The following is a 24,418-nucleotide window of genomic DNA, read 5'->3' as shown; positions in this document are numbered from 1 at the left end:
TCTTGCAAAGCATGGGGAAGCAGCATTTGCTGATGCTGATCGTATGGAAGGTAGCTCGTCGTCATTTGACAAGTTTACCTCGTCACCATTCGGATTGCATCAGTTTCTGCCGCGCAGACTCCTAGCGGACTTTTCACCCCGGACACCCTCGCCCTTCTCCCCCAACATCATCATTTGTGCATTTGTCTTTCTGACATTGCTCTAGACCGTACTTCGCCGTGCTATTCTTGCAACCCAGCACAATTCCCACCATCCCGTCCAGGAGATGCATCACATGAAACGTCCGCTCGTCCTTGCTGTCGCTGCCGCCCTGAGCTGGTCGGCGCATGCCGCCACCCAGACCATCCGCTACGAAATGCATGCCGAGAACGGCAAGCGCATCGGTGAACAGGTCGTCGAGCGCGACGACGATGGCCTCACCCGCGTACGCTTCATCTACAAGGACAACGGCCGCGGCCCCGAGCTGACCGAACAATTCCGCCTGGGCGCCGACGGCACCATGACCGACTACACGGTCAAGGGCAACTCGACCTACGGCGCGGTGGTGGACGACCGCTTCGAACGCAAGGGCGACAAGGCCAGCTGGAAATCGACCTCCGAAAGCGGAGAAAAGTCGATCGTCGGCCCGGCCATGTACGTGCCCCTGAACGGCTCGGCGGAAATGGCCTCGATCGCGATTGCCGCCCTGGCCGCCAGCCCCACCGGCAGCCTGCCGCTGCTGCCATCCGGCACCCTGACCCAGCGCAAGCTCGATGAAGTGGACGTGTCCGCCAACGGCAAGACGCGCAAGGTGCAGCTGTTCGCCCAGACCGGCCTGGGCATGTCGCCGCAGTTCTACTGGGCCACCACCGACGCCAGGCCGCGCCTGTTCGCGATGGTGATCCCCGGCTTCATGACCGCCGCCGAAGAAGGCTGGAACAGCGTCGGCAAGGTGCTGGCCGAACGCCAGAAACTGGCCGAAAGCAAAATGCTGACCGACCTCGCCGGCGCTCTCCAGCACAAGCTGACCGGTTTGACGGTCATCAAGAATGCGCGCATTTTCGACAGCGAAAAAGCCACCGTCGGCGCGCCGTCCGACGTGTACGTGCTGCGCGGACGCATCAGCGCGATCCTGCCGGCCGGCGCCCCGGTGCGCGGCGCGCTCAACGAAATCGACGCGGCCGGGCGCATCATGCTGCCCGGCCTGTTCGACATGCATGGCCACGTGGGCCGCTGGGACGGCGGCCTGAACCTGGCCGCCGGCGTGACCACGGTGCGCGACATGGGCAACGATAACGCGCAATTGCAGCAGATCCTCGACGAAGTCGCCGATGGCCGCCTGCTCTCGCCGCAAGTGGTGCCGACCGGTTTCCTGGAAGGCGACAGCCCGTTCTCGTCGAATGGCGGCTTCGTGGTCAAGGATTTGCCGGCCGCAAAGAACGCGATCGACTGGTACGCCGAACACGGCTACCCGCAGCTGAAGATCTACAATTCCTTCCCGAAAGCGATCCTGAAGGACACCGTGGCCTACGCCCACCTGCGCGGCATGCGCGTGTCGGGCCACATCCCGGTCGGCCTGCGCGCGCATGAAGCGCTGGACGCCGGCTACGATGAAATCCAGCACATCAACCAGGTCATGCTCAACTTCCTGGCCACGCCGGAAACCGAAACGCGTACCCTGGAACGCTTCATTTTGCCATCCGAAAAAGTGGCGGGCCTGGACTTCGATTCGCCCCGGGTCAAGCAATTCATCGCGCGCCTGAAAGCGAAGCAGATCGTGATCGATCCGACCCTGGCCACGTTTGCTTTCCTGAAACAGCGCGACGGCGACCTCAACGAGCCTTTCGTGGCCGTGGCCGAGCATATGCCGCCCGACGTGAAACGCGGCTTTCATGTCGGTACCATGAAGATCGCCGACGAAGCGGCCCAGAAGCTGTACGAAAAATCCTACGCCAAGATGGTCGAGTTCGTCGGGCGCCTGTATAAAGCGGGCGTTCCGATCGTGGCCGGCACCGATGAAATGGCCGGCTTCACCCTGCAGGCTGAACTGGAGCTGCTGGTCAAGGCCGGCCTCACGCCGGCCCAGGCGATCCAGGTCGCCACCCTCAACGGCGCGCGCTACACCCGCACCCTGGCCGAGCGCGGCACCATCACGCAAGGCAAGCTGGCCGACCTGGTGCTGGTCGATGGCGATCCGACCAAACAGATCGGCGACATCCGCAAGGTGGCGGCGGTGATCACGCGCGGTTACGTGGTCTACCCGCATGAAGTCGACAAGGCCCTCGGCATCCTGCCTTTCGTCAAGGATGCGCCGATGCTCAAGGCGCTGGTGCCGGTTTCGAGCAACCTGGCCGAGGGCGGCAACGATGGCGCGCTGCATCGCTTTACGGGCAGCAGCGCCCGCCATCACCACTGATCGCGCAAGGGGTGCGCGCGGCGGCGCTGTCGATTCGTCCATCATTGGAAAGCGCCGCCGCACTGCCTTACAATGAGGCCGTCGATCACCCGATCGACAGCGCTGCCGGGTGTATCAAGGTAACTTGTATGACGTCCTGCAACGGAAGCTTCCACCTGCGCAATTATGACGGCGGGATGACGCAAAATAGCCCGCAGTTGGATAGCGACGGCGGGCCTTATTGGCCTTATACTCCGACTTCATCGTAGAACTTATACAGACTGACTATGAAACTCGCTGCAAAACTTTCTCTTCGCCAGCGCCCTGCGCGCGGCATGCGCTCCACCGGCATGCGCGCCCCGGGCTTCACCCTCGTTGAAATCATGGTGGTGGTGGTCATCATCGGCATCCTCGGCGCGCTGGTCGTGCCAAGGCTGCTCAGCCGCACCGTGGAGGCGCGCATCACCGCCGCCAAGAGCGATATCGCCAGCCTGAACCAGGCACTCAAGCTGTACAAGCTGGACAACCAGCGCTACCCGACCACCGACCAGAGCCTGAACGCGCTGATCGCCAAGCCGAGCAGTGGTCCGACCGCCAATGGCTGGAAGGCGGGCGGCTACATCGATAAACTGCCGAAGGATCCGTGGGGCAACCCGTACCAGTTCCTCTCGCCCGGCGTGCAGGGCGAAGTCGACGTGTTCTCGCTCGGCGCCGACGGCTTGCCGGGCGGTACCGGCGACGACGCCGATATCGGTTCCTGGGAACAGTAAGCCAGGCCGGGCCGCTTGAGCACCATGAAAGCCCTGCGCGCCGCGCGCGGCTTCACCCTGATCGAGGTGATGGTCGTGATGGTCATCATGGGCATCGTGCTGGGCATGGTGTCGATCAACGCCATGCCGAGTCCGCGCCAGAACCTGGAGAACGAGGCGCGCCGCCTGGCCTTGCTGCTGCAGCTGGCGCGCGACGAAGCCATCGTGCGCAACCGCCTGGTGGCCTTCGAAGCCGATACCGAACGCTATCGCTTCCTGGTGCGTAACGAAGCGGTCTGGGAACCGGTCACGCGCGACGACCTGCTGCGCGAACGCCCCTTCAAGGGCGCGCCGGTGCAGTTGCTGCTCGACCCGCCGGTCTCGGTCGGCGGCGGTCCGGTGCGCATCACCTTCGGGCGCGAGCCGGTCGACAAGCCGTTCGTGCTGACCCTGGCGATCGGCGACGACCGGGTCGCCATCCGGGCCGACGGTATCGGCCACTTTGTCGTTGAGTAAACCAGCAGAAAACATGATGCGCGCTTCCGAACGTTATCCGTCTTCCCGCCAGTCCGGCTTCACCCTGCTCGAAGTGCTGGTGGCGCTCGTCATCATCGGCACCGCGCTGGGCGCCTCGCTGCGCGCGGTCGGCAGCCTGACGTCCAACAGCGCCGGCCTGCGCGCCGCCATGATGGCCACCTGGTCGGCCGAAAACCGCCTGGTGCAGATCCGCCTGGCCAAGGAATATCCGGGCATCGGCAAGAACAGTTTCGAATGCCCGCAGGGCGACCTCAAGCTGCTGTGCAATGAAGAAGTGCTGGCCAGCCCGAACCCGCGCCTGCGCCGGGTCGAGGTGAGCGTGGTCGACAGCGCCAGTCCGGAGCGCCGCATCATCAAGCTGGTCCAACTGGTGCTCAACGAATGAGTCGGCGCGGGCAGTACGGCAAACGGCAGCGGCAGCGTGGTTTCACCCTGATTGAACTGCTGGTGGCGATCAGTATCCTGGCCATCGTGGCGGTGCTCGGCTATCGCGGCCTGGACAGCATCGTGCGCGCGCGCGAAGCGCTCACCCTCCAGCTCGAATCGGCGCGCGGCATGCAGCTCGCCTTTGCCCAGATGCAGAGCGACTGCGAGCACCTGGCCACGCCTGGCCTGCTGCAGGGCCGTCCCTACCTGTTGGCGGCGCCCGACCGCCTGACCCTGGTGCGCAGCGTCTACAACGAAAACGACGCGGCCCGTTTGCAAGTGGTCACTTACCGTGTGGTCGAGCGCATGCTCACGCGGCGCGAAAGTAATGGCACGCGCGACCTGGTCCAGCTCGACGTGATGTGGCAGGCCGCCATCAGCAATGCCGACACCAGCCCCTCGGTCACCCTGCAATCGGGCGTGAGCGCGATGCAGGTCATGATGTGGGAAAACAATGGCTGGCGCCAGAACACGCAGCCGGTGGCGCAAGCCGTCACCAACGCGCAGTTGCTGCTGCTGCAGCAGCAACAACAACAACAGCAGGGTACGGTCCCGCCCGGCGTCGCGCCGACCGGGCTCCAGGTACAGTTGCAGGTCGACAATGTGGCGGCCGTGATGACCAAGTTCTTTCTGTTGGGAGGCATGTGATGCGCCGACAGCCTATGCGCCGCTCCTATCCGCGCCGCCAGCAGGGCGTGGCCATCATCACGGCCCTGCTGCTGACCATGCTGTCGGTGACCATCGTCGCCAGCCTGTTCTGGCAGCAGCAGGTCCAGGTGCGCTCGATGGAAAACCAGCGCCTGCACTTGCAGACCAAGTGGATCCTGCGCGGCGCGCTCGACTGGGCGCGCCTGGTGCTGCGCCAGGACGGCATCGACAACCCCGGGTTTACCACCCTGAACGCGGTATGGAACACGCCGCTGGCCGAAACCCGGCTCGACCAGTACATCGAGCGCGAGCGCATCGAGGGCGAAGTGTTCGACGCCACCCTGTCGGGCGAGATCACCGACGCCGCCGCGCGCTACAACCTGCTCAACCTGGCCAACGGCCGCGATGTCGACAAGGTGCACGTCGGAATCTACCAGCGCCTGCTGCAAAACCTGCAGCTCGATCCGGCCCTGGCCCAGCGCACCGCGCTGGCGGTGGCCGCGGGCGCGCTGCCGGAGCCGGTCAAGCTCGAGGAAGACGGCCAGCCGGCGAAGAAAGACCCCGACGTGGTGAGCGCGCCGGTCGCCAGCGGCACGGTGCCGCTGGCCCTGACCCAGCTCGACGACCTGCTCGCCATTCCCGGCTACACCGTCGAGACGGTCAACCGCCTGCGTCCGTTCGCCATCGTGCTGCCCGAAAAAACCAGTATCAACGTCAACACCGCCCCGGCCGAAGTGCTGGCCGCGATCGTGGTCGGCATGTCGGTCTCGGAAGCGACCGCCCTGGCGGCGCGCCGCAAGACCGCGTTCTTCCGCAAGGACGAAGATTTCAAGGGGCAGTTGTTCAGCCATGAAGGTGACGTGATCAAGAAAACCTATAGTTTAAAAAGTGAATTTTTCCTGGTAAAAAGCCGGATCCGCCTGGACCGGGCCGCGCTCGACGCGGAAGCGCTGGTCAAGCGCGGGCTGGACCAGCGTGTCACCACCACGACCGTCTGGGTACGGCAAAATTAAGAACGAAAGCGAGATGGTTTGACTACTTTATATATCCGGCATCCGGCCAGGGCGGACAGCGAAGGGACCCTGGCCCGCTTCGCGCTGGTCGCCGACGGTGGCGCCCTGATCCAGCAGGGCGAGGGCGTGCTCAAAGGCATGGGCGACCTGGTGGCATCGAGCCGGCGCGTGGTGCTGTTGCTGGCCGCCGCCGATGTGACCTTGCTGCACATTAAGGTGCCGCCGCTGTCGGCGGCGCGCCTGCGTACCGCGCTGCCCAACCTGGTCGAAGAACAAGTGCTGGGCGATCCGGAAGAATGCGTGCTGGTGGCCGCGCCCGCCACCGCCGCGGACGGCATGCGCCCGATCGCGGTGGCCCAGCGCGCCTGGCTCGAAGCGCTGGTGCGCGCGCTGCTGGCCATGGGCGCGCGCGCGGTGTCGGCCTTTCCCGCCCAGCTGTGCCTGCCGCTGGCGCCGGGCAATGCCTCGGCCGCCATCGACGCCACCGGCATCACCATCCGCCACGGCCAGTATCACGGCCTGGGGCTGGCGCTGGCGGGCGAACCGGCGCTGGCCCTGCAAACGGTGCGCGCGCTGGCCGGCGACACGCCGCTGACCTTGTACGTGCCCGAGCAGCAGCTCGGCGAATACCAGGCCCTGCTGGCCGAAGCGGGACCGGCCGTCACGCTCGAAGCCGAACACTGGGCGCACTGGATCGCCGGCTCGAAAAGCATGGTGCTCGACCTGGTGCCGGGCCTGGGCGCGGCCGGCGCCCGCACGCGCGACTGGCAGCGCTGGAAGTGGCCGGTGCGCCTGGCCCTGCTGGCGCTGGCGGTCAACCTGGCCGGCATCAATTACCAGTGGCTGCGCTTGAAGCGCGAAGCCGACAACACGCGCACCGGCATGGTGCAGGTGTTCCGCGCCGCCTATCCGAAGGAGACCGTCATCAGCAACAACCTGGAACGCCAGATGCAGCAGAAAATCGCCCAGTCGCGCGGCGCCTCGGGCCAGGTCGGCCCGGAGGAATTCACCTTCCAGGCGGCCGCCCTGGGCGAAGCCATGCGCACCCTGGGCAAGCCGCCCGAGCTGGCCTCGATCACCTTCCGCGAACGCGCCATGACGGTCAAGGTCAAGCCCGAGGGCGCCGATCCGGCCCTGGTCGCCAACCTCAAGCCGGGCCTGCAAAAGCACAAGCTCGACGCCAGTGACGTGGCCGCCAATACCTTGCTGGTGCGCAGCGCCGGAGCGAAACCATGAGCGCCCTGACCGCGGTGACCGGTTTCAAGGACAAGCTGGCGCTGTACTGGATGGCGCGCACCGAGCAGGAGCGCAAGTTCCTCGGCATCGGCGGCGCCATCGCGCTGCTGGCGCTGGTGTACAGCGTGTTGCTGGCGCCCGCGCTGGAAGGCAGCGCGCGCCTGCGCAAGGAATTGCCCCTGCTCAAGCAGCAAAAGGCCCAGCTCGAATCGCTGGCCAAGACCGCCGCCGAACTGGCCGGGCAGACCCCGCCGCAGGTCACGCCGATGTCGCGCGAGACCCTCAACGCCAGCCTGACGGCGCGCGGCATCAAGCCCGAGCAGGTCAGCATGACCGGCGAATACGCCAAGATCCAGGTCAGCGGCGTGGCGTTTTCCAATCTGTACGCCTGGCTCGAAGCGCAGCGCCTTGAAAACCGCATCAGCGTGCTGGAAGCGGCGATTACCGTCCCCACCACGGCTTCGCCTCCGGCCGGCCAGGTCGACGCCACCATTACCTTGCGCCAGAACGCGGATGCGGGTTCCCGATGATGCGCGCCGTGCTATGGTTGGGCGCCATCGTGCTGGCCGTCGCCCTCACCGTGCTGGCGTTCGCGCCGGCCACCTGGCTGGGCGACGTGGTCGAGCGCCAGACCGGCGGACGTTTGACTCTGGGGGATGCGCAGGGTACGCTTTGGCGCGGCTCGGCCTTTATTGGCGGCGCGCCGGGGCCGGGCGGCTCGGTCACGCCGCTGCTGCCGGGACGCTTCGCCTGGACCCTGTCGCCGCTGGCCTTGCTCGGCTCGGTCGAGATGACGCTCGACAATCCGCTGGCGCTCACCCAGCCGGTGCGCCTGACCGGCGGCTGGTCGCAGTGGCAGGTCAGTCCGGCCGCGCTGCTGCTGCCGGCCCAGGGCCTGGCCGGCTTGGGCGCGCCGCTCAACACCCTGGCGCTGTCGGGCGACATGAAGCTGTCGTGGACCACCCTGGGGCTGGCTACCATGAATGGCGGCAAGGCCATCGCGGTGGACGGGGTGACCACCCTGGAACTGAACGAGATGGGCTCGCGCATGGCCCCGATCAAGGTACTGGGCAGCTACAAGATGACCATGGATTGGCAGGGGCAGCAGGCAAAACTGAATTTGAAGACCGAACGCGGCGCCTTGTTGTTGGCGGGAAAGGGCAGCCTGAACCAGGGCCGCTTCCAGTTTTCCGGCACGGCACAGGCCGCCGATGGATATGAAGAAACGCTGGGCAATCTCCTGAATTTACTGGGCCAGCGCCGAATGGTGGACGGCAAGAAAACTATCGCCTTAGAGTTTAAATGATGAAAAAACAGTCACTGAGCACTTTCCCTTCCCCGGCGCTGCGCCGCATCGCCGCTGGCGTCCTGCTGTGCTGCGCGGTCGCGGGAGCCCCGGCGCCCGCGCTGGCGGCCCCGGACGAGTCGGCCGCCCTCAATTTCGTCGGCGCCGATATCGAATCGGTCATCAAGGCGGTCGGCCATTACACCGGCATGACCTTCATCATCGATCCGCGCGTCAAAGGCACCCTGACCGTGACCTCGGAAAAGCCGGTCACCAAGGCCCAGGCCTTTGGCCTGTTGACCTCGGCGCTGCGCCTGCAGGGCTACGCCGTGGTCACCGGCGACGGCTACGCCAAGGTAGTGCCGGAAGCGGAAGCGAAGCTGCAATCGTCGCCGACCCAGGTCGGGGTGGGCGGGGCGCGCATCAAGGGCGACCAGATCGCCACCCAGATTTTCCACCTGAGCCACGAATCGGCGGCCAACCTGACCGCGGTCTTGCGCCCGCTCATTTCGCCGAACAATTCGATCATGGCCAATCCGGGCAATAACAGCCTGGTCATCACCGATTACGCCGACAACCTGCGCCGCCTGGCCAAGATCGTCGCCGCGCTCGACGCCCCGGTGGCGGCCGACCTCGACGTCATTCCCGTGCGCCACGCGATCGCCTCCGACCTGGCCACCATGGTCAACAAGCTGATGGAGCCGAGCGCCGGCGGCGATTCGGGCCGCATTTCGGTGGTGGCCGATCCGCGCACCAACGCGGTGGTGCTGCGCGCACCGTCGCCGGCGCGCGCCAACCTGGCCAAGTCGCTGATCGCCAAGCTCGACCAGCCGACCTCGGAAGCGGGCAATGTGCACGTGGTCTACCTGAAAAACGCCGACGCCACCAAGCTCGCGCAAACCCTGCGCGCGGTGGTCTCGTCCGACTCCTCGGCCTTGCCCCAGCAGCAGCAGGGCACCACCGGCGGCAGCGTGGCCAGCGGCGGCGGCGCCAGCAACAGCATGACCGGCGGGAACAACCAGAACAGCGGCGCCGGCAACAGCATGGCGCAGCAAAACCAGACCAGCGGCGGCAGCGGCGGCAGCGGAGCCGGCTTCATCCAGGCTGACGCGTCCACCAATACCCTGATCATCACCGCGCCGGATGCGGTGTACCGCAACCTGCGCGCCGTCATCGACCAGCTCGACGTGCGCCGCGCCCAGGTCTACATCGAATCGCTGATCGTCGAAGTCAACGCCGAAAACGCGGCCGAATTCGGGGTCCAGTGGCTCGGCATCACCGGCACCGAAAACAGCAAGTACCGGGTCGGCGCGCTGCAGAACTCGACCAACGTGGCCGGCAACAACGCCTTGCTCAAGCTGGCCGCGGCCGGGCGCGCGGCCACGCCGGGCGCCGGCCTGTCGATCGGCGTGTTCAAGCAGATCGCGGGCGAACTGGGCCTGGGCGCGATCGCGCACGCCCTGCAAACGACCGGCAACGCCAACATCCTGTCGACCCCGAACATGCTCACCCTGGACAACGAACTGTCGACCATCAAGGTCGGCCAGAACGTGCCGATCATCACCGGCAGCTTTACCACCAACACCGGCGGCGCCGCCGGCGGCAACCCGTTCCAGACCATCGAGCGCAAGGATGTCGGCCTGACCCTCAAGGTGCGTCCGCAGATCTCGGAAGGCGGCACCATCAAGATGGCGATCTACCACGAGACCTCGAACGTCGACCAGTCTTCGCTGGCCGCGCCCTCGGGCGTGACCACCAACGTGCGCATCATCGAGAACAACGTGATCGCCGACGATGGCCAGATCATCGTTTTAGGTGGCCTGATCAAGGACGACACCAGCGACAACGAAGAGCGCGTGCGCGGCCTGGCCGACATTCCCGTGCTCGGCAACCTGTTCAAGTACCGCAAGCGCGGCCGCACCAAGACCAACCTGATGGTGTTCCTGCGCCCGGTGATCGTGCGCAGCAAGGAAGACAGTAACGTCATCGCCACCGACCGCTACGACTTCATGCGCTCGGCCGGCCAGGCCGTGGGCGGACCGAAAGACAATATCCTCATGCCCGACTACGGCACCCCGGTGCTGCCGCCGCTGACCAACGGCCAGCCGCCGCCGGGCGGCACCATGGCGCCGATGCTGCAACGTCCGGCCCAGGCCCCGGCCACGCCGGCCCCGGCGCCGGGCAGCACCACCGAGCGCCCCTTGAGCGCCCCGGCCACGATCAACCCGGCCGATGTGAACATGTACCGCCCGGCCACGAAGTGATGAAGAAGCGGACTATCCAGCGATGAGCAACCTCTTACCTTACGCCTTCGCACGCGACTTCGGCGTGCTGGCGCGCTCGCCCGACAATGGCGAGCATCCGATCGAAGTCTGGGTCTCGGGCGCGACCGCGCCGGCGGCGATCGCGGAAGTCTCGCGCCGCTTCGGGCGCATTGCGCTGCGCTCGATGGAGCGCAGCGAGCTGGAAGCGGCGATTGCCAGCGCCTACGCCGGCGCCGGCGGCGACGCCTCGCAGGTGGCCGACGAATTCGACGCCGACCTCGACCTGACCAAGCTGCTGCAGGACGTGCCGGCCATCGAAGACTTGCTCGAATCGTCCGACGACGCCCCGGTGATCCGCATGATCAACGCGCTGCTGACCCAATCCTTGCGCGAAGGCGCCTCCGACATCCACATCGAGCCGTTCGAACAGACTTCGGTGGTGCGCTTTCGCATCGACGGTTCGCTGCGCGACGTGGTCCGTCCGCGCAAGGCCATCCACGCCTCGCTGATCTCGCGCATCAAGATCATGGCCCAGCTCGACATCGCCGAAAAACGCCTGCCGCAGGACGGCCGCATCACCCTGCGCGTGGGCGGCAAACCGGTCGACGTGCGCGTCTCCACGCTCCCCACCGGGCATGGCGAGCGCGCGGTGCTGCGTTTGCTCGACAAGGAAGCCGGGCGCCTCGACCTGTCGCACCTGGGCATGAACGCGGCCCTGCTGCCGCAGTTCGATGAGCTGATCAACCAGCCGCACGGCATCGTGCTGGTCACCGGGCCGACCGGTTCCGGCAAGACCACCACCCTGTACGCGGCCCTCTCGCGCCTGAACGCGTCGACCACCAATATCCTGACCGTGGAAGACCCGATCGAGTACGACCTGATCGGGGTCGGCCAGACCCAGGTCAACGCCCGCATCGACATGAGCTTTTCCAAGGCCCTGCGCGCGATCTTGCGCCAGGATCCGGACGTGATCATGATCGGCGAGATCCGCGACCTGGAAACGGCGCAGATCGCGGTCCAGGCTTCGCTCACCGGCCACCTGGTGCTGGCGACCCTGCACACCAACGATGCGGCGGCGGCGGTCACGCGCCTGCTCGACATGGGGATCGAACCGTTCCTGCTGTCGTCCTCCCTGCTGGGCGTGATGGCGCAGCGCCTGGTGCGCAAACTCTGCGAGCACTGCAAGGTGCGCGACGAAGTCGAAACCCCGCAGGGCCGTTCGGTCCAGTGGAAGGCGGTCGGCTGCGACAAGTGCGGCCAGACCGGCTACCACGGCCGGGTCGGCGTGTACGAACTGTTAGAGACGAACGACAAGATCAGCGCCCAGATCCACAACCGCGCCTCGGAAGCCGAAATCCGCACCGCGGCCCAGGCCAGCGGCATGAAAACCATGCGCGAGGATGGCCAGCGCTGGCTCGACAACGGCACCACCACGCAGGCCGAATTGCTGCGCGTGACCAAGGACTAGGCCGAACACCATGCCCGCATTCCGTTATGAAGCCGTCGATGGCGACGGCAGCACCCGCAAGGGCGTGGTCAACGCCGACAGCGCCCGTTCGGCGCGCGCCGACCTGCGCCTGCAGGGCCTCACGCCCTTGATGGTCGAGGCCATTGCGGCCCAGCTGGACGCCTCCGGCGCCGAGAAAAGCCGCGGTTTCGGCGAGCGCCTGTCGCAGGTCGAACTGGCGCTGTTTACGCGCCAGCTGGCCAGTTTGCTGGAGGCCGGCCTGCCGCTCGAACAAGCGTTTACGGCGCTGCTGGAACAGGCCGAACGTCCGTACGTGCGCGACCTGGTGGCCTCGATCCGCTCGGAAGTGATGGGCGGCGCGCCGTTTTCCGACGCGCTCTCGCGCCACCCGCGCGACTTTGCCGAGATTTACCGCGCGCTGGTGGCCTCGGGCGAGCAGATCGGCCACCTGGCGCGCGTGCTCTCGCGCCTGGCCGACTACATCGAACGGCGCAACGCGCTGGTGCAGAAGGTGCGCCTGGCGTTTACCTATCCGGCCATCGTCACCGTGGTGGCGTTCGCGATCGTGATCTTTTTGCTCACCTACGTGGTGCCGCAGATCGTCTCGGTGTTCGCCAACACCAAGCAAAAGCTGCCGCTGCTGACCGTGATGATGCTGGCCGTGTCGGATTTCGTGCGCGCCTGGGGCATCGTGGTCGGCATCTTGCTGGTCGGCGCCTTCTGGATGTGGCGGCGCGCGCTGCGCAACCCGGTGCTGAAAAGGCGCTGGCATACCTGGCTGCTGACGGCCCCCATCTACGGCAAGTTCGAGCGCAGCCTGAACACGGCGCGCTTCGCCAGCACCCTGGCGATCACCACCGGCTCGGGCGTGCCGATCCTGCGCGCGCTCGACACCAGCCGCGACACCTTGTCCAACCTGGCCATGAAGGAGCTGGTCGAGCAGGCCAGCGCCAGCGTGCGCGAGGGCGTCAGCCTGGCGCGCGCGCTGTCGGCGCAAAAGCACTTTCCGCCGATGCTGATCCACATGATCCGCGCCGGCGAGATCACCGGCGAACTGCCGGCCATGCTGGAACGGGCCGCCAATTCGCAGCAGCAGGACCTGGAGCGGCGCACGCTCACCATCGCCGGCCTGCTCGAACCGGTGCTGATCCTGGCCATGGGCGTGGTGGTGCTGCTGATCGTGCTCGCGGTGCTGATGCCTATCATTGAAATCAATCAGCTGGTGCGGTAAAAAGGAATGTAATGAAGCGTTTGCCAATAGTTTTCAGCCTGCTCGCCGTGGTTCTCCTGTCGGCCTCGATCGCGTACTGGGCCATGCAGTTCATCAAGGGCCCGGACCGGCCGATCGTGGCCGCCGCCAACGCGCCCGATCCGGTGCCCGCCTCCGACGCCGGCGCCACCCTGTTCGGCGGCCAGGCCGCCACCGTGGTGGTCAGCAATTACCAGCTGACCGGCGTGATCTCGGCCGGGCGCGACAGCGCCGCCATTTTGGTGGCCGACGGCCAGCCGCCGCGCGCGCTCAAGGTCGGGCGCGAAGTCGCCCCCGGCGTGACCGTCAGCGCGGTGTTCCCGCGTTATGTGATGCTGTCCGAAGGCGGCGTCGAAAAACGCATCGAACTGGCCACCGACGCCAAGGCCGGCCCCGAGATGGCGCCGCCGATGGCGGCCCCGCCGCCGATGCCGCCGCCCGACAACAGCGCCTCGAATCCGCCGCCTGCCGCGCCGCCCGACGCCTCGCAAGGGCTGACGCCAACGCCGCCGGCCCCCACGGCGCCGCCGCCGCAGCAGATGCCGGGGCCGACCCGCAGCGTGGTCAGCCCCGGCGCAGGCAACCAGCCGCCGACCCAATAAGGCGCGCATGAAGCGATTGTGCTTGCTGGCCGCGGCCTGCGTCCTCGGCCTGCCCGCGGGCGCGGTGCTGGCGCAGGCCGCCGACGGCGCTGGCGTGGCGGCGCGTGCGCGCGTGGCGCTGGTGCTTTCCGGCGGCGGCGCGCGCGGCTTCGCCCACATCGGCGTGCTGCGCGTGCTGCGCGAGCTGCGCGTGCCGGTCGACATCGTGGTCGGCACCAGCATGGGCAGCGTGATCGGCGGCGCCTACGCGGCCGGCTCCTCGGTGTCCGACCTGGAACAGATGGCGCGCCACACCGACTGGGACCGCGTGGTGGCCGACCGCCCGGCGCGCGAAGACCTGCAATTCCGGCGCCGCGAAGAAGACGTGATGCTGCCCTCGCGCATCGAGTTCGGCCTGCACCGCGACGGCCTGTCGCTGCCGCCGGCCGCCGCCGGCAACGCTGCGCTGGAACTGGCGCTGGCGCGCCTGCTGCCGGCCGGCACGCGCGACCGTCCGGTCAATCAACTCAGCCTGCCGTTTCGCTCGGTGGCCTCGGACCTGGTCACGGGCGACCTGGTCGACCTGGTCGACACCCCGCTGTTCCTGACCATGCGCGCCTCGCTGGCGGTGCCGGGCGTGTTCGCGCCGGTGCGGGTCAACCAGCGCCTGGTGGTCGACGGCGGCCTGGTGCGCAACCTGCCGATCGACCTGGCGCGCAAGATGGGCGCCGACATCATCATCGCGGTCAACGTCGGCACCCCGCTGGCGCCCGAGAAAAACCTCGGCAGCGCGCTCGGCGTGGCGCAGCAGATGATCAACATCCTGACCGAACAGAACGTGCAGCGCTCGATCAAGGAACTCGGGTCCAACGACATCCTGATTTCGCCGGAACTGAGCGGCACGAGCTTTCTGGACTTCCGCAATATCGACAGCGCCATCCAGGGCGGCGAGGCCGCCACGCGCGCGCTGGCGCCGCGCCTGGCGGCGCTGGCGCTGCCGGCGGCCGACTACGCGCTGTTCGAAAACAACCGCCTGGCCACGCCGCCGCTGTCGGACACGCCGCTGCTGCTGGCCGAGGTCAGGGTCGAGAGCAACGGGCGCATCAACCCGAAAATCCTGCAGGTGCAGTCGGGTCTCGCGCAGGGCCAGACCCGCACGCGCGACCAGGTGCGGCGCGCCGCCAACAGTCTGTACGGACGCGGCGACCTGGAGCGGGTCGAGACCGATATCGACGACGAGGGCGGGCAGCGCGCGGTGGCCATCCGCGCCACCGAGGCCGGCTGGACCAACAGCCGCCTGCGCGTGGGGCTGGAACTGGCCAGCGACTTCGACAACGCCAACCGCTTCGCGCTCAAAGTGATGCACGTGCGTTCCTCGATGAACCCGTGGGGCGGCGAGCTGCGCACCACGGCCCAGATCGGCGACGAGCGCGGCGTTGGCGTGGAGTTCCACCAGCCGCTCGGCCCCGGCTCGCCCTGGTACGTGGCGCCCGATCTCCAGTACGGTTCCAGCTCGTTCGATGTCTTCCAGTATGGCCGGCGCCAGAGCCGCGTCGCCTTTTCACAGCGCTCGGTGAGCCTGGTGGTGGGGCGGGAACTGGGCAGCTGGGGCGACGTGCGCTTCGGCATGGTGCGCCAGAGCCTGGGCGTGCGCGCCGTCATTCCCGAGCGAAGCGGCAGCGCGCTCGCCGCAAACAACTACAGTTTCCTGCGCTACCGGGTCGACACGCTCGACTCGCTCGGCTTTCCCAGCCGGGGCAATCTGATCGACGCCCAGCTGGCCGGGCGCGCCGGCGACAGCGCTGGCGCCGGGGCGCTGGCGCAGTTTTCCGTGCTTGGCCTGTCCGCCTTCCGCACACGCGACTGGGCCGGGCATGTGTACGGCGAATACGCGGTCGCCAGCAGCGGCGCCGCCCCGCTCAGCCTGGGCGGATTTTTACGCTTGTCGGGATCGTTGCCGGAGTCGTTGGAGGGCAACCGCATCGCCTTCGGACGGCTGGTCATGGCGCGCCGCATCGGCGCCTTGCCGGTGACTCTTGGCGGCACCGTGCGCGCCGGCTTTTCGCTGGAAGCGGGCGGCGCCTTCGACCGCCGGACGGTGCAGCGCGACGCCGCCTTCAAGCAGGCCGTCAGCGGCTTTTTGTCGGTCGACACGCGCTTCGGGCCGGTGTATGTGGGCGCCGGCAAGACCATCGACGGCGGCGGCACCGCTTATCTGTTCCTTGGGCCGATCTGGTAGCCGCAGCCTAAGCGCGCCGCAGCGCGGTAAACGCGCTCGACTCCCACGATTGAAATCCCAGCAGCAGGGTCACGCCGTCGCGCTCGTCCGGCGACAGGCGGCGGTCGGCCTGGTGCAGGCGCGCCAGTTCGGCTGCCAGTTGCTGGATTTTCAGCAGCAGTTCGCGCGAACTGCCCAGCGACAGGCGCGCCGGCAGGCACAGCAAGGTTTCGCCGGCGCCGTCGAAGCGCCCGCTGAAATAATCTTCCACCACATGTTCACGGAAATACTGCTGCACCGGCCCGTCCGGCAGCCAGCGGAAGGTGGTCGAGACACGCATGCTGTAGCGGTTCAGGGGTTTCAGTTCGATCAGGCCGAGGCGGTCCAGTTCGACCATCAGGCCGATGCATTCGGGCTCGCTGAGCTGGTAGGTTTCGATGATCTGGTCGAGCGTCCAGTTGCCCAGGCAGCAGATGGCGACCAGCAGCAGGCGCGGATTGGCCATCAGCGACTTTTCCTGGGTGGGGGTGAGGGTGTCGGCTTGCGGCCGGGCGTCGGCCGCGCGGCGCAGCACGTCTTCGAGCGGCACCCCGGCCGCCTTGCAGATCTGGGCCAGGCGCGACAGCGCCATGTCTTTCTGGCCGAACATGCGCTTGACGCTCGACTCGCTCATGCCGATGCGTGCGGCCAGCGCCTTGTAGGTGATGCCCGCCGCGCGCAGCTCGGCGCGCAGCACTTGTATGACCAGCTCAGGTGAGCTCATGCGATTCCTTTGACGGCAAAATGTAGTGTTATCCGATACCCAATGTACCGAATTTCGGTGCTTCGCACAAGACGATAGTACTTTTTGAGGAAAAGCATGACACTGGCTTCACTCCAGTCACGCTGTATAGCGAAAGTGAACCGATGCCCACAACCCCGCTGCTTGCCGCCTTTCTGCTGACCTTGTTCAGCGGCGCCGCCAGCGCCGCCAGCTACGGCGACACCAGTCCGATCTATGCGGGCGGCGCGGCAGGGCGCATGCAGTTGAGCGCGCCATGCGGCGGCGCCGAGGCGTGCAAGGGACAGGACAATGGCAGCGCCAAGCTGTTCGCGGGTTTTAATTTTGCGCCGTTCAGCGCGTGGCAGGGTTCCGAGCTGACCAGTTCGGTCGAGCTGGTGGGCTACCGCAGCGGCAAGATGAGCCTGGCGCGCGAGCGTGGCGCGGCCTCGCTGCGGGGAGCGGGGCTGTCGTACCGCATCAGTTCGCGCGAGACCGATGCGTTGTCGGTGCATGCCAGGGCCGGGCTGGCGCGCTTGTCGGGCAAGTTCGATGGCGTATCAAACGCATCGGCTGGCGTGACGGGTGGGCTGGGAATGGCCTATGCGCTGGACAAGCATTTGTCGCTCACGGCCGATTACGATGTGTTCAAGGCCGGTGTTGGCGCGCTGGCACGCACGCATGTGCATTTACTGACCTTAGGCGCGGCCTGGAAGTTCTAGGACGCGCACACCAGATGGCCTGATCGCGGGCGCCCGCCAGGGCGCCCGCTGGCGGCCCTTGCCTTGATCGTTCGATTTCCTCGCTGTACCCAACACGTTCGTCAGCGGCGCTACTCCGTCATCCCCGGCGCCGATGCGCTACTGCGACAAGCTCCCGATCGGAATCGACGCTAGCATCGGTGATGCGGCGCTTGCCTCGCCACCCGGCGTTGCCGACAACCCAGCACACATCGACGCAGGCTTCACATGGACAAAGGTTTGACCAGGCTGGAGGCACGCGAGCAGATCCGGGAATCGACTGGCGAAGGCTGGCTGCATTTGGTAGACGACGTCTACAAAAATTTGCCTCCACTTATATCGATAAGCTGTGCGTTTGAAAAATTTGGAGCGTTAAGATTCGATTTTTCTCCACGCAACGATCCGGCGTTCGCGGACTACCTTGAGGACGTGGCCCGGCGCAGTCTGGAGATCTGTGAAATTTGTGGGGCGCCTGCCATTGAAATGATCATTGACGGCTGGACTGTCACCCGATGCAATCTGCACTCCATCGGATGGGTCTGGCGAAGCGACAAACCTTAGGACCGGACCTGGCAAGGGCACGCAATTTTTGGCGTTTCCGGCTTACATCCTCTACTTCAGGTCATGTTCATAGCTGGCATCAGCTTGCGGCGGTGGGGTTCGAAAGGCTTCTGCGAATTCGTGCTTGATGTAGTCTTGCAGGCGCTGCAAAGCGTCGCGATCTTTGTACAGTTCGGCCAATGCATCTTCATCGATGCTTTCAGTGTCTACTGCGTCCATTGTCGACATGCGCGCAGCGATAGCCTGGCACAGAACGACTGCGTCAGCCATCAGCAGCGATAGCGAGATCCCCGGTTTTGTCGTATTAATCGTATTTAACTCACTTTCTGGCAGTGTATTACACGCTCTTGAAGCGTGATTTTTCGCTGGCCACGCGCGCCTCACCTGATCAAGCTTGAATAATTGCGCCAACTTCCGCCCGCGTCAGGACACATCCAGCCAGGCCAGCTAACGCTATTCCACATAGTCCAGCACCGGCTTGGTCAACGCGTCCATATACAGTGCACAGCAATTGCGACAAGATGCTCGAGCTGATCACCTTGCCCGCGTCATCGTAATACACCGAATAAACCGCCAGTTGCCCTGCCTTGTGCATGACCCGGTAATTCCAGCTCATTCGTCCTCCGGCACCAGCCTGGCCTTCTTGAGGGCGCGCTTGGCCGCCTGGCGCTCCTGCGCCGGACCCTTGGCGTGCGGCCCGGCGGCGCGCAGCTTGGCTGCCACGGCCACCGGGTTGCGCACCTTGGCAACCTGCTGCGTCGGCTTGACGGTGATGCGCATTTTTTGCCGCGTCGCCAGTGCCTTGTTCGCCATCGCGCGCCCTCCTTACAGCACGTAGCGCGACAGGTCTTCGTTGTCGGCCAGTTTGTCCAGACGCTCGTTGACGTACGCGGCGTTGATCGCCACCACGCTGCCGCCGGTCTCGCTGGCGGTAAACGACACTTCTTCGAGCAGCTTTTCCATCACCGTGTACAAGCGCCGCGCGCCGATGTTCTCGGTGCGCTCGTTAACCGAAAACGCAATCTCGGCCAGGCGCGTGATGCCGTCTTGGGCAAACTCGACCTTGACGTCCTCGGTCGCCAGCAGCGCTTCGTACTGCTTGGTCAGGCAGGCATCGGTACTGGTGAGAATGCACTCGAAATCGGCAATCGAGAGCGACTCGAGCTCGACCCGGATCGGAAAGCGCCCCTGCAATTCGGGAATCAGGTCCGACGGCTTGGCCAGATGGAACGCGCCGGAGGCGATGAACAGGATATGGTCGGTGCGGATCATGCCGTACTTGGTGTTGACCGTGGTGCCCTCGACCAGCGGCAGCAGGTCGCGCTGCACGCCGGCGCGCGAGACGTCGGCCCCGCCCATTTCGGAGCGCGAGGCGATCTTGTCGATCTCATCGAGGAACACGATGCCGTTCTGCTCGACGTTGGCGATCGCCTTTTGCTTGAGTTCGTCGTCGTTGACCAGCTTGGCCGCTTCTTCGTCGATCAGGATCTTCATCGCTTCGCGGATCTTGATCTTGCGCGGCTTCTTGCGCGCCGCGCCGATGCCCGAAAACATGGACTTGATCTGCTCGGTCATTTCTTCCATGCCGGGCGGGGCCATGATTTCCATCTGGGGACCGGGCTCGGCCACTTCGAGTTCGATCTCGCGCTCGTCCAGCTCGCCTTCGCGCAGGCGCTTGCGGAAAGTCTGGCGGGTGCCGTCGCCTTCCTTGGTTTCAGGCGGCGGCGTGACGTTAAAGCCGAAGTCGCGCGCCGGCGGCACCAGGATGTCGATGATGCGGTCTTCGGCCGCGTCTTCGGCGCGCTGGCGCACCTTTTTCATTTCGCTGGCGCGGGTCTGCTTGATGCCGATGTCGATCAGGTCGCGGATGATGGTGTCGACATCGCGCCCCACGTAGCCGACTTCGGTGAACTTGGTCGCTTCGATCTTGATGAAGGGCGCGTCGGCCAGCTTGGCCAGGCGGCGCGCGATCTCGGTCTTGCCCACGCCCGTAGGGCCGATCATGAGGATGTTCTTGGGCGTGATTTCGTGGCGCAGCGGCTCGGCCACCTGCTGGCGGCGCCAGCGGTTGCGCAGGGCGATGGCGACCGCGCGCTTGGCCTTGCCCTGGCCGACCACGTGCTTGTCGAGTTCGGAAACGATTTCGCGGGGCGTCAACTTCATGGTGCTTGGCATGGTGCTTCCCCTTAATCCAGTGTTTCGATAATGTGCGACATGTTCGTATAGATGCACAGCTGGCCGGCGATGGTCAGCGATTTTTTCACGATCTCGGCCGGCGACAAATCGGTGTTTTCTTGCAGGGCCTTGGCGGCCGACTGGGCGTAGGTGCCGCCCGAGCCGATGGCGCCAACCCCGTCTTCGGGTTCGAGCACGTCGCCGTTGCCGGTGATGACCAGGGTCGATTCATGGTCGGCCACCAGCAGCATGGCTTCCAGGCGGCGCAGCACGCGGTCGGTGCGCCAGTCTTTCGCCAGTTCCACCGAGGCGCGCAGCAGGTTGCCCTGGTGCTTTTCGAGCTTGCCTTCGAAGCGGTCGAGCAGGGTGAAGGCGTCGGCGGTGCCGCCGGCGAAGCCGCACAGGACCTTGCCCTGGTATAGCTTGCGCACCTTGCGGGCCGTGCCCTTCATGACGATGTTGCCGAGCGTGACCTGGCCATCGCCGCCGATCGCAACTTGCTTGCCGCGCCGTACGCACAGGATGGTGGTGCCGTGAAATTGTTCCATTATCGTTGCCTCTCAGTGATGGAGCGGCCGGCCGGGAGAGGGCTCCCCGCGCGGCTGCATGCCTCCCAGAAATGGGGATGCTCACGGAAATTGCAAGACAGTTACCGGCCGGATACCCGTATCCGGCCGGACGGCAATGCTCAGTACTTGTGCGGGAACAGCTTGGCCACTTCCGTGAAGCCCAGTAGTTTGAACAGTGCGGCGACCAAATGGTTCAATTCGCGCAGCTCGATTTTTTTCCCGGCCGCGATCGGGCGCAAGCGGTTGAGCAGGGAGGCGGCGGCCGCATAGTCGACCCGCGCCAGGCGCGAGCAGTCGAACAGCACCGTTTCGGCGCTGTCGGCGGCGTAGGCGTCGATGGCGTCGAACAGGGCCGTGGTCGCGCCTTCGATCACCGACGGCAGCATGAAGCCTTCGGTGGCCGGTGGCGTGTGCAGGATGCTGACCGAGGTGGCGGTGGTGAGCGAGGGCTCGAACGAGGGCGGCGAGACTTCGTAGGTGACGCAGTAATCCATCGCCGTTTCTTCGAAGTCTTTTTCGCGGTCGAGCAGCTGGAACAGGGCCAGCAGCAGCAGCCATGGCGCTTCGCTGGCGTCGCGCTTGCCGATCTCGATGGTCGAGTGAACCAGCTCGGCCAGTTCGGCGGCCCCGGCCACGATCAGTTCGCGATCGCTGGCGCGCAGGCGGTTCATGGTTTCGAGCAGCAGGGCGCAGCCGTCCGGCGTGACGCTCTGGATGCGCGCAAATTCGAGGCGCAGCACCGGGTTTTCGCTGGCGCGCTGGAGCAGGCGTTCCAGGCGCGGGGCTACTTCGCCGTCCAGCACGCCGCTGAAGACTTCGGTCGGGGTGACCCCGGCAAAGGTGCGCTCTTCCATGCCGGGAGGCATCAGCGGCGGCGACCAGGAAGGCGGCGAGGTTTCGAACTGGCTGGCGTAATCGATGGCGATGTTGTCGAAGTCTTCCTGGCGTCCGCCCACCTGGTACAGGTCGAACAGCATCCACCAGATGGTGCGGTCGTCCTTGCCCAGCTCGGCCAGGCTGTCGAGCAGCATGGCTTCGGTCACGGCCATCTGGTCGTTGGCGAACATGATCGCGATTTCTTCGATGACGGGCGCGGTCTGGGGCGCGACCAGGGCGTCCGGCAAGTCTTCGTCGGCCAGCAGCTCGGTGGTGGCCAGTTCCAGCATCGGCAGGGTGTCGGTGGTGGCGCCGTCGGCCAGCGGGGCCTTGGCCTTGCGCGGGCCGCTGCCCCAGGCCGGCTCGGGCGTGTTGAAAATGTCGTTCGACATGGCCGATTCGATGGCGTCGATCTTGGCCGCGGTGGCGCGCGCGATTTCGCGCTGGCGCGCGCGGTCGGCGTCGGTATCGGCGGCCAGGCGCGACGGTTCGCCGACGCGCAGGCGCGAGTCCGGCGCATTCTTGCCGCCAGGCTGGTCAGTTTTCTTCTTTGTGAAGATGGAGAAGATACTCACGTCGTTCCCTGTCTCGTTCTACGCTGCGTACTGCGCCAACCGCACCGGGCGCATCGACCGCAGCACGCGCCCTGGTTCATCTGACTGCCGATCCGGCTGCGGATCGCGCCACATCGCCAAGCCGCACGGTAGCATGCCGGCCTGGCGCGCGCCAGCCACCCGTGCTGTCCGCTTGCCTGGACCATCCCGCATAGTGTAGCCGATAGGCAAGCTTCGAGTCGGATTGGCGGGAGCGGCAAAACAAAAAAGCATGCGGGGGCGAACCCGCATGCTTCTTCGGAGGTGGCGTGCGGCGAGGCTCAATCGCCGTACAGTTTTTGTTTCAGCTCGCGGCGCTGCTGCGCTTCGAGCGAGAGGGTGGCGGTCGGGCGCGCGATCAGGCGCGGGATGCCGATCGGCTCGCCCGTCTCTTCGCACCAGCCGTAGTCGCCGCCGTCGATGGCGGCGATCGACTGCTGCACCTTCTTGAGCAGCTTGCGCTCGCGGTCGCGCGTGCGCAGTTCGAGCGCGTGCTCTTCTTCGATCGTGGCGCGGTCGGCCGGATCGGGCACGAGCACGGTTTCGCGCAGGTGCTCGGTGGTCTCGCCGGCATTCTTGAGCAGGTCTTTTTCGAGCTGCTGCAAACGCGCCTTGAAAAACGCCAGCTGCGCCGGATTCATGTAGTCCTTCTCACCCATGGCCCGAATTTCGTCTTCGGAGATGAGATGGCCTTCCGTATTGACGGCGGTCGATTTAGTTGTTTTAGTCATGACTTCACTTACCTTCGATACGACGGTGGTTTCATTTTATCAGCTAACTCGGCTGCGGCACCGGTAAAGCGGCGGTGCTGCGGCCGAAGCGCCTACCTTGACGGCTTGCTGAACTGCCGCCTTGTTCGTGACTTTCCGCAACCGGCCACTGATTTATTGCCGGTGCGCTAAAGCGGGCATCTTAAAACCCGGATAGTTTATACCAAACATTGTTCCAAACCGCTGACAAAGACATCTTTCGGTAAATTTTTGCCAATAAAAACCATTTTGCTGCCACGTTCCTCGTTTTCGCCCCATTTTGCGCCCAGGTCGCTGCCCATCATCTGGTGCACGCCCTGGAATACCACCTTGCGCTCGGCGCCCTGCATCAGCAGCACGCCCTTGTAGCGCAGCATGCGCGGACCGAAGACATTGACCAGGCTGGCCAGGAATTCATCGAGCTTGGCCGGGTCGAACGGGCGGCTGCTCTTGAAGACGAAGGCGGCGATGTCGTCGCTGTGGTGGCCGTGGTGGTGGTCATGCTGGCCGTGCTCGCCGTGTTCATGGCGGCAGGCGTCGGTGTGCACATGGCCGTGATCGTGATCGTGGCCGTGCGCTTCTTCGGCCTTGAGGAAGTCGGGGTCGATTTCCAGCTTGTCGTTCAGGTTGAAGCCGCGGATGTCGAGCACCTCGGCCAGCGGCGCGCGCCCGAAGTCCACCGTGCTGATCGGCGCGCGCGGGTTGATCCGCATCAGGCGCGCCTTGAGCGCATCCAATTGCGCCGTATCGACCAGGTCGGTCTTGGAAATCAGCAGCTTGTCGGCAAACCCGACCTGGCGCTGCGCTTCTTCGTAGTCGTCGAGCTGGGTCATGGCGTGGCGCGCGTCGACCACGGTCAGCACGGCATCCAACATGTAGTGCACGCCGACTTCCTCGTCCATGAAGAAGGTTTGCGCCACCGGCCCCGGATTGGCGAGACCCGTCGTTTCGATGATGATGCGGTCGAAATGCAGCTCGCCCGCCTCGCGCTTTTGCGCCAGGCTGGTCAGTGCCACGATCAGGTCGCCGCGTACGGTGCAGCAGATGCAGCCGTTGTTCATTTCGACGATCTGCTCGCTGCTGTCCTGCACCAGGATCTCGTTGTCGATGTTTTCCTGGCCAAACTCGTTCTCGATGACGGCAATCTTCAACCCGTGATCTTCCTGCAGGATGCGGTTCAGGAGCGTGGTTTTGCCGGCGCCGAGAAAGCCGGTCAGGATGGTGCTGGGAATTAAGGCCATGTTGTCGTCAGTCAGTGTGCTGCCCGGGAGCGGGCGAATAATCGAGCGATTATGCCGGATTTCGCCAATTGCTTCCAACTACCGCCATGCGGCTTGATGCGGATCA

General features: G+C 65.6%; 25 protein-coding genes. 17 read left to right on the top strand and 8 right to left on the bottom strand.

The window, feature by feature from the left end:
* From F1609_RS34285 to F1609_RS10645, 15 genes are all read left to right on the top strand, one after another.
* A partial coding sequence (locus F1609_RS34285) for a hypothetical protein (RefSeq protein WP_206752953.1) occupies window positions 1–205 on the top strand: 205 nt, incomplete at its 5' end.
* Between the two features lie 69 nt (window positions 206–274).
* Entirely contained in the window at window positions 275–2,395 is a 2,121-nt protein-coding gene (locus F1609_RS10710) for an amidohydrolase family protein (RefSeq protein WP_167076402.1), read from the top strand.
* 314 nt (window positions 2,396–2,709) lie between these two features.
* Window positions 2,710–3,144, top strand: a complete 435-nt coding sequence (gspG, locus tag F1609_RS10705; RefSeq protein WP_229421802.1) for a type II secretion system major pseudopilin GspG — start codon at window positions 2,710–2,712, stop codon at window positions 3,142–3,144.
* A 24-nt stretch (window positions 3,145–3,168) separates the two neighbouring features.
* Window positions 3,169–3,639 carry a type II secretion system minor pseudopilin GspH gene (gspH, locus tag F1609_RS10700; RefSeq protein ID WP_167076437.1) on the top strand — a complete coding sequence of 157 codons (471 nt, stop codon included), beginning with the start codon at window positions 3,169–3,171 and terminating at the stop codon, window positions 3,637–3,639.
* Window positions 3,640–3,652: 13 nt separating this feature from the next.
* A complete protein-coding gene (gene gspI, locus F1609_RS10695; protein ID WP_229421776.1) occupies window positions 3,653–4,045 on the top strand; it encodes a type II secretion system minor pseudopilin GspI in 393 nt (130 codons plus the stop codon).
* Entirely contained in the window at window positions 4,042–4,734 is a 693-nt protein-coding gene (locus F1609_RS10690) for a PulJ/GspJ family protein (RefSeq protein ID WP_167076400.1), read from the top strand. Before gspI ends, F1609_RS10690 begins: the two co-directional genes overlap by 4 nt.
* Window positions 4,734–5,747 (top strand): type II secretion system minor pseudopilin GspK, encoded by a 1,014-nt coding sequence (gene gspK / locus F1609_RS10685; RefSeq protein ID WP_167076399.1) that lies wholly within the window; start codon window positions 4,734–4,736, stop codon window positions 5,745–5,747. Before F1609_RS10690 ends, gspK begins: the two co-directional genes overlap by 1 nt.
* A gap of 18 nt (window positions 5,748–5,765) precedes the next feature.
* Window positions 5,766–6,983, top strand: a complete 1,218-nt coding sequence (gspL, locus tag F1609_RS10680) for a type II secretion system protein GspL (RefSeq protein ID WP_167076398.1) — start codon at window positions 5,766–5,768, stop codon at window positions 6,981–6,983.
* The gene (locus tag F1609_RS10675; protein WP_167076397.1) at window positions 6,980–7,513 is read left to right on the top strand and encodes a type II secretion system protein M; all 534 of its coding nucleotides are present in this window, start codon (window positions 6,980–6,982) and stop codon (window positions 7,511–7,513) included. The genes gspL and F1609_RS10675 overlap by 4 nt, the downstream gene beginning before the upstream one ends.
* Complete coding sequence (gspN, locus tag F1609_RS10670) at window positions 7,510–8,289, top strand: type II secretion system protein N (protein WP_167076396.1); 780 nt, start codon at window positions 7,510–7,512, stop codon at window positions 8,287–8,289. The genes F1609_RS10675 and gspN overlap by 4 nt, the downstream gene beginning before the upstream one ends.
* On the top strand, window positions 8,289–10,532 hold the full coding sequence (gene gspD, locus F1609_RS10665; protein WP_167076395.1) for a type II secretion system secretin GspD: 2,244 nt from the start codon (window positions 8,289–8,291) through the stop codon (window positions 10,530–10,532). The genes gspN and gspD overlap by 1 nt, the downstream gene beginning before the upstream one ends.
* Before the next feature lie 22 nt (window positions 10,533–10,554).
* Window positions 10,555–12,000: a type II secretion system ATPase GspE gene (gspE, locus tag F1609_RS10660; RefSeq protein ID WP_167076394.1), complete on the top strand. Its 1,446-nt coding sequence runs from the start codon at window positions 10,555–10,557 to the stop codon at window positions 11,998–12,000.
* Between the two features lie 10 nt (window positions 12,001–12,010).
* Window positions 12,011–13,231, top strand: a complete 1,221-nt coding sequence (gspF, locus tag F1609_RS10655; protein WP_167076393.1) for a type II secretion system inner membrane protein GspF — start codon at window positions 12,011–12,013, stop codon at window positions 13,229–13,231.
* A gap of 11 nt (window positions 13,232–13,242) precedes the next feature.
* The gene (locus tag F1609_RS34520) at window positions 13,243–13,851 is read left to right on the top strand and encodes a type II secretion system protein N (protein WP_229421775.1); all 609 of its coding nucleotides are present in this window, start codon (window positions 13,243–13,245) and stop codon (window positions 13,849–13,851) included.
* 7 nt (window positions 13,852–13,858) lie between these two features.
* The gene (locus tag F1609_RS10645; RefSeq protein ID WP_167076392.1) at window positions 13,859–16,069 is read left to right on the top strand and encodes a patatin-like phospholipase family protein; all 2,211 of its coding nucleotides are present in this window, start codon (window positions 13,859–13,861) and stop codon (window positions 16,067–16,069) included.
* A 7-nt stretch (window positions 16,070–16,076) separates the two neighbouring features.
* On the opposite strand, the gene F1609_RS10640 is transcribed toward F1609_RS10645, so the two are convergent.
* A complete protein-coding gene (locus tag F1609_RS10640) occupies window positions 16,077–16,811 on the bottom strand; it encodes a helix-turn-helix domain-containing protein (protein WP_167076391.1) in 735 nt (244 codons plus the stop codon).
* Between the two features lie 143 nt (window positions 16,812–16,954).
* Here F1609_RS10640 and F1609_RS10635 point away from each other — a divergent pair, with 143 nt between their 5' ends.
* Together F1609_RS10635 and F1609_RS10630 are read left to right on the top strand one after the other, a co-directional pair.
* Window positions 16,955–17,530 (top strand): outer membrane protein, encoded by a 576-nt coding sequence (locus tag F1609_RS10635; protein ID WP_167076390.1) that lies wholly within the window; start codon window positions 16,955–16,957, stop codon window positions 17,528–17,530.
* A 246-nt stretch (window positions 17,531–17,776) separates the two neighbouring features.
* Window positions 17,777–18,109: a hypothetical protein gene (locus F1609_RS10630; RefSeq protein ID WP_167076389.1), complete on the top strand. Its 333-nt coding sequence runs from the start codon at window positions 17,777–17,779 to the stop codon at window positions 18,107–18,109.
* 51 nt (window positions 18,110–18,160) lie between these two features.
* Here the strand turns inward: F1609_RS10630 and F1609_RS10625 are convergent, their stop codons facing one another.
* From F1609_RS10625 to F1609_RS10595, 7 genes are all read right to left on the bottom strand, one after another.
* Entirely contained in the window at window positions 18,161–18,520 is a 360-nt protein-coding gene (locus tag F1609_RS10625) for a hypothetical protein (RefSeq protein WP_167076388.1), read from the bottom strand.
* Between the two features lie 201 nt (window positions 18,521–18,721).
* Entirely contained in the window at window positions 18,722–18,922 is a 201-nt protein-coding gene (locus tag F1609_RS10620; protein WP_166891999.1) for a hypothetical protein, read from the bottom strand.
* Window positions 18,923–18,934: 12 nt separating this feature from the next.
* The gene (gene hslU / locus F1609_RS10615; protein ID WP_167076387.1) at window positions 18,935–20,272 is read right to left on the bottom strand and encodes an ATP-dependent protease ATPase subunit HslU; all 1,338 of its coding nucleotides are present in this window, start codon (window positions 20,270–20,272) and stop codon (window positions 18,935–18,937) included.
* 23 nt (window positions 20,273–20,295) lie between these two features.
* Window positions 20,296–20,832 (bottom strand): ATP-dependent protease subunit HslV, encoded by a 537-nt coding sequence (gene hslV, locus F1609_RS10610; protein ID WP_099873691.1) that lies wholly within the window; start codon window positions 20,830–20,832, stop codon window positions 20,296–20,298.
* 140 nt (window positions 20,833–20,972) lie between these two features.
* Window positions 20,973–22,304: an STAS domain-containing protein gene (locus F1609_RS35340; RefSeq protein WP_167076386.1), complete on the bottom strand. Its 1,332-nt coding sequence runs from the start codon at window positions 22,302–22,304 to the stop codon at window positions 20,973–20,975.
* A gap of 299 nt (window positions 22,305–22,603) precedes the next feature.
* The gene (gene dksA / locus F1609_RS10600; RefSeq protein WP_167076385.1) at window positions 22,604–23,053 is read right to left on the bottom strand and encodes an RNA polymerase-binding protein DksA; all 450 of its coding nucleotides are present in this window, start codon (window positions 23,051–23,053) and stop codon (window positions 22,604–22,606) included.
* A gap of 197 nt (window positions 23,054–23,250) precedes the next feature.
* The gene (locus F1609_RS10595) at window positions 23,251–24,312 is read right to left on the bottom strand and encodes a CobW family GTP-binding protein (RefSeq protein ID WP_167076384.1); all 1,062 of its coding nucleotides are present in this window, start codon (window positions 24,310–24,312) and stop codon (window positions 23,251–23,253) included.
* Window positions 24,313–24,418 lie beyond the last annotated feature (106 nt).

Source organism: Massilia aquatica (assembly GCF_011682045.1).
In the GTDB taxonomy this organism is placed as follows: domain Bacteria; phylum Pseudomonadota; class Gammaproteobacteria; order Burkholderiales; family Burkholderiaceae_D; genus Telluria_A; species Telluria_A aquatica.
The sequence above is the reverse complement of the archived record's forward strand: the minus strand, read 5'-3'. Positions and strand labels throughout refer to the sequence as shown.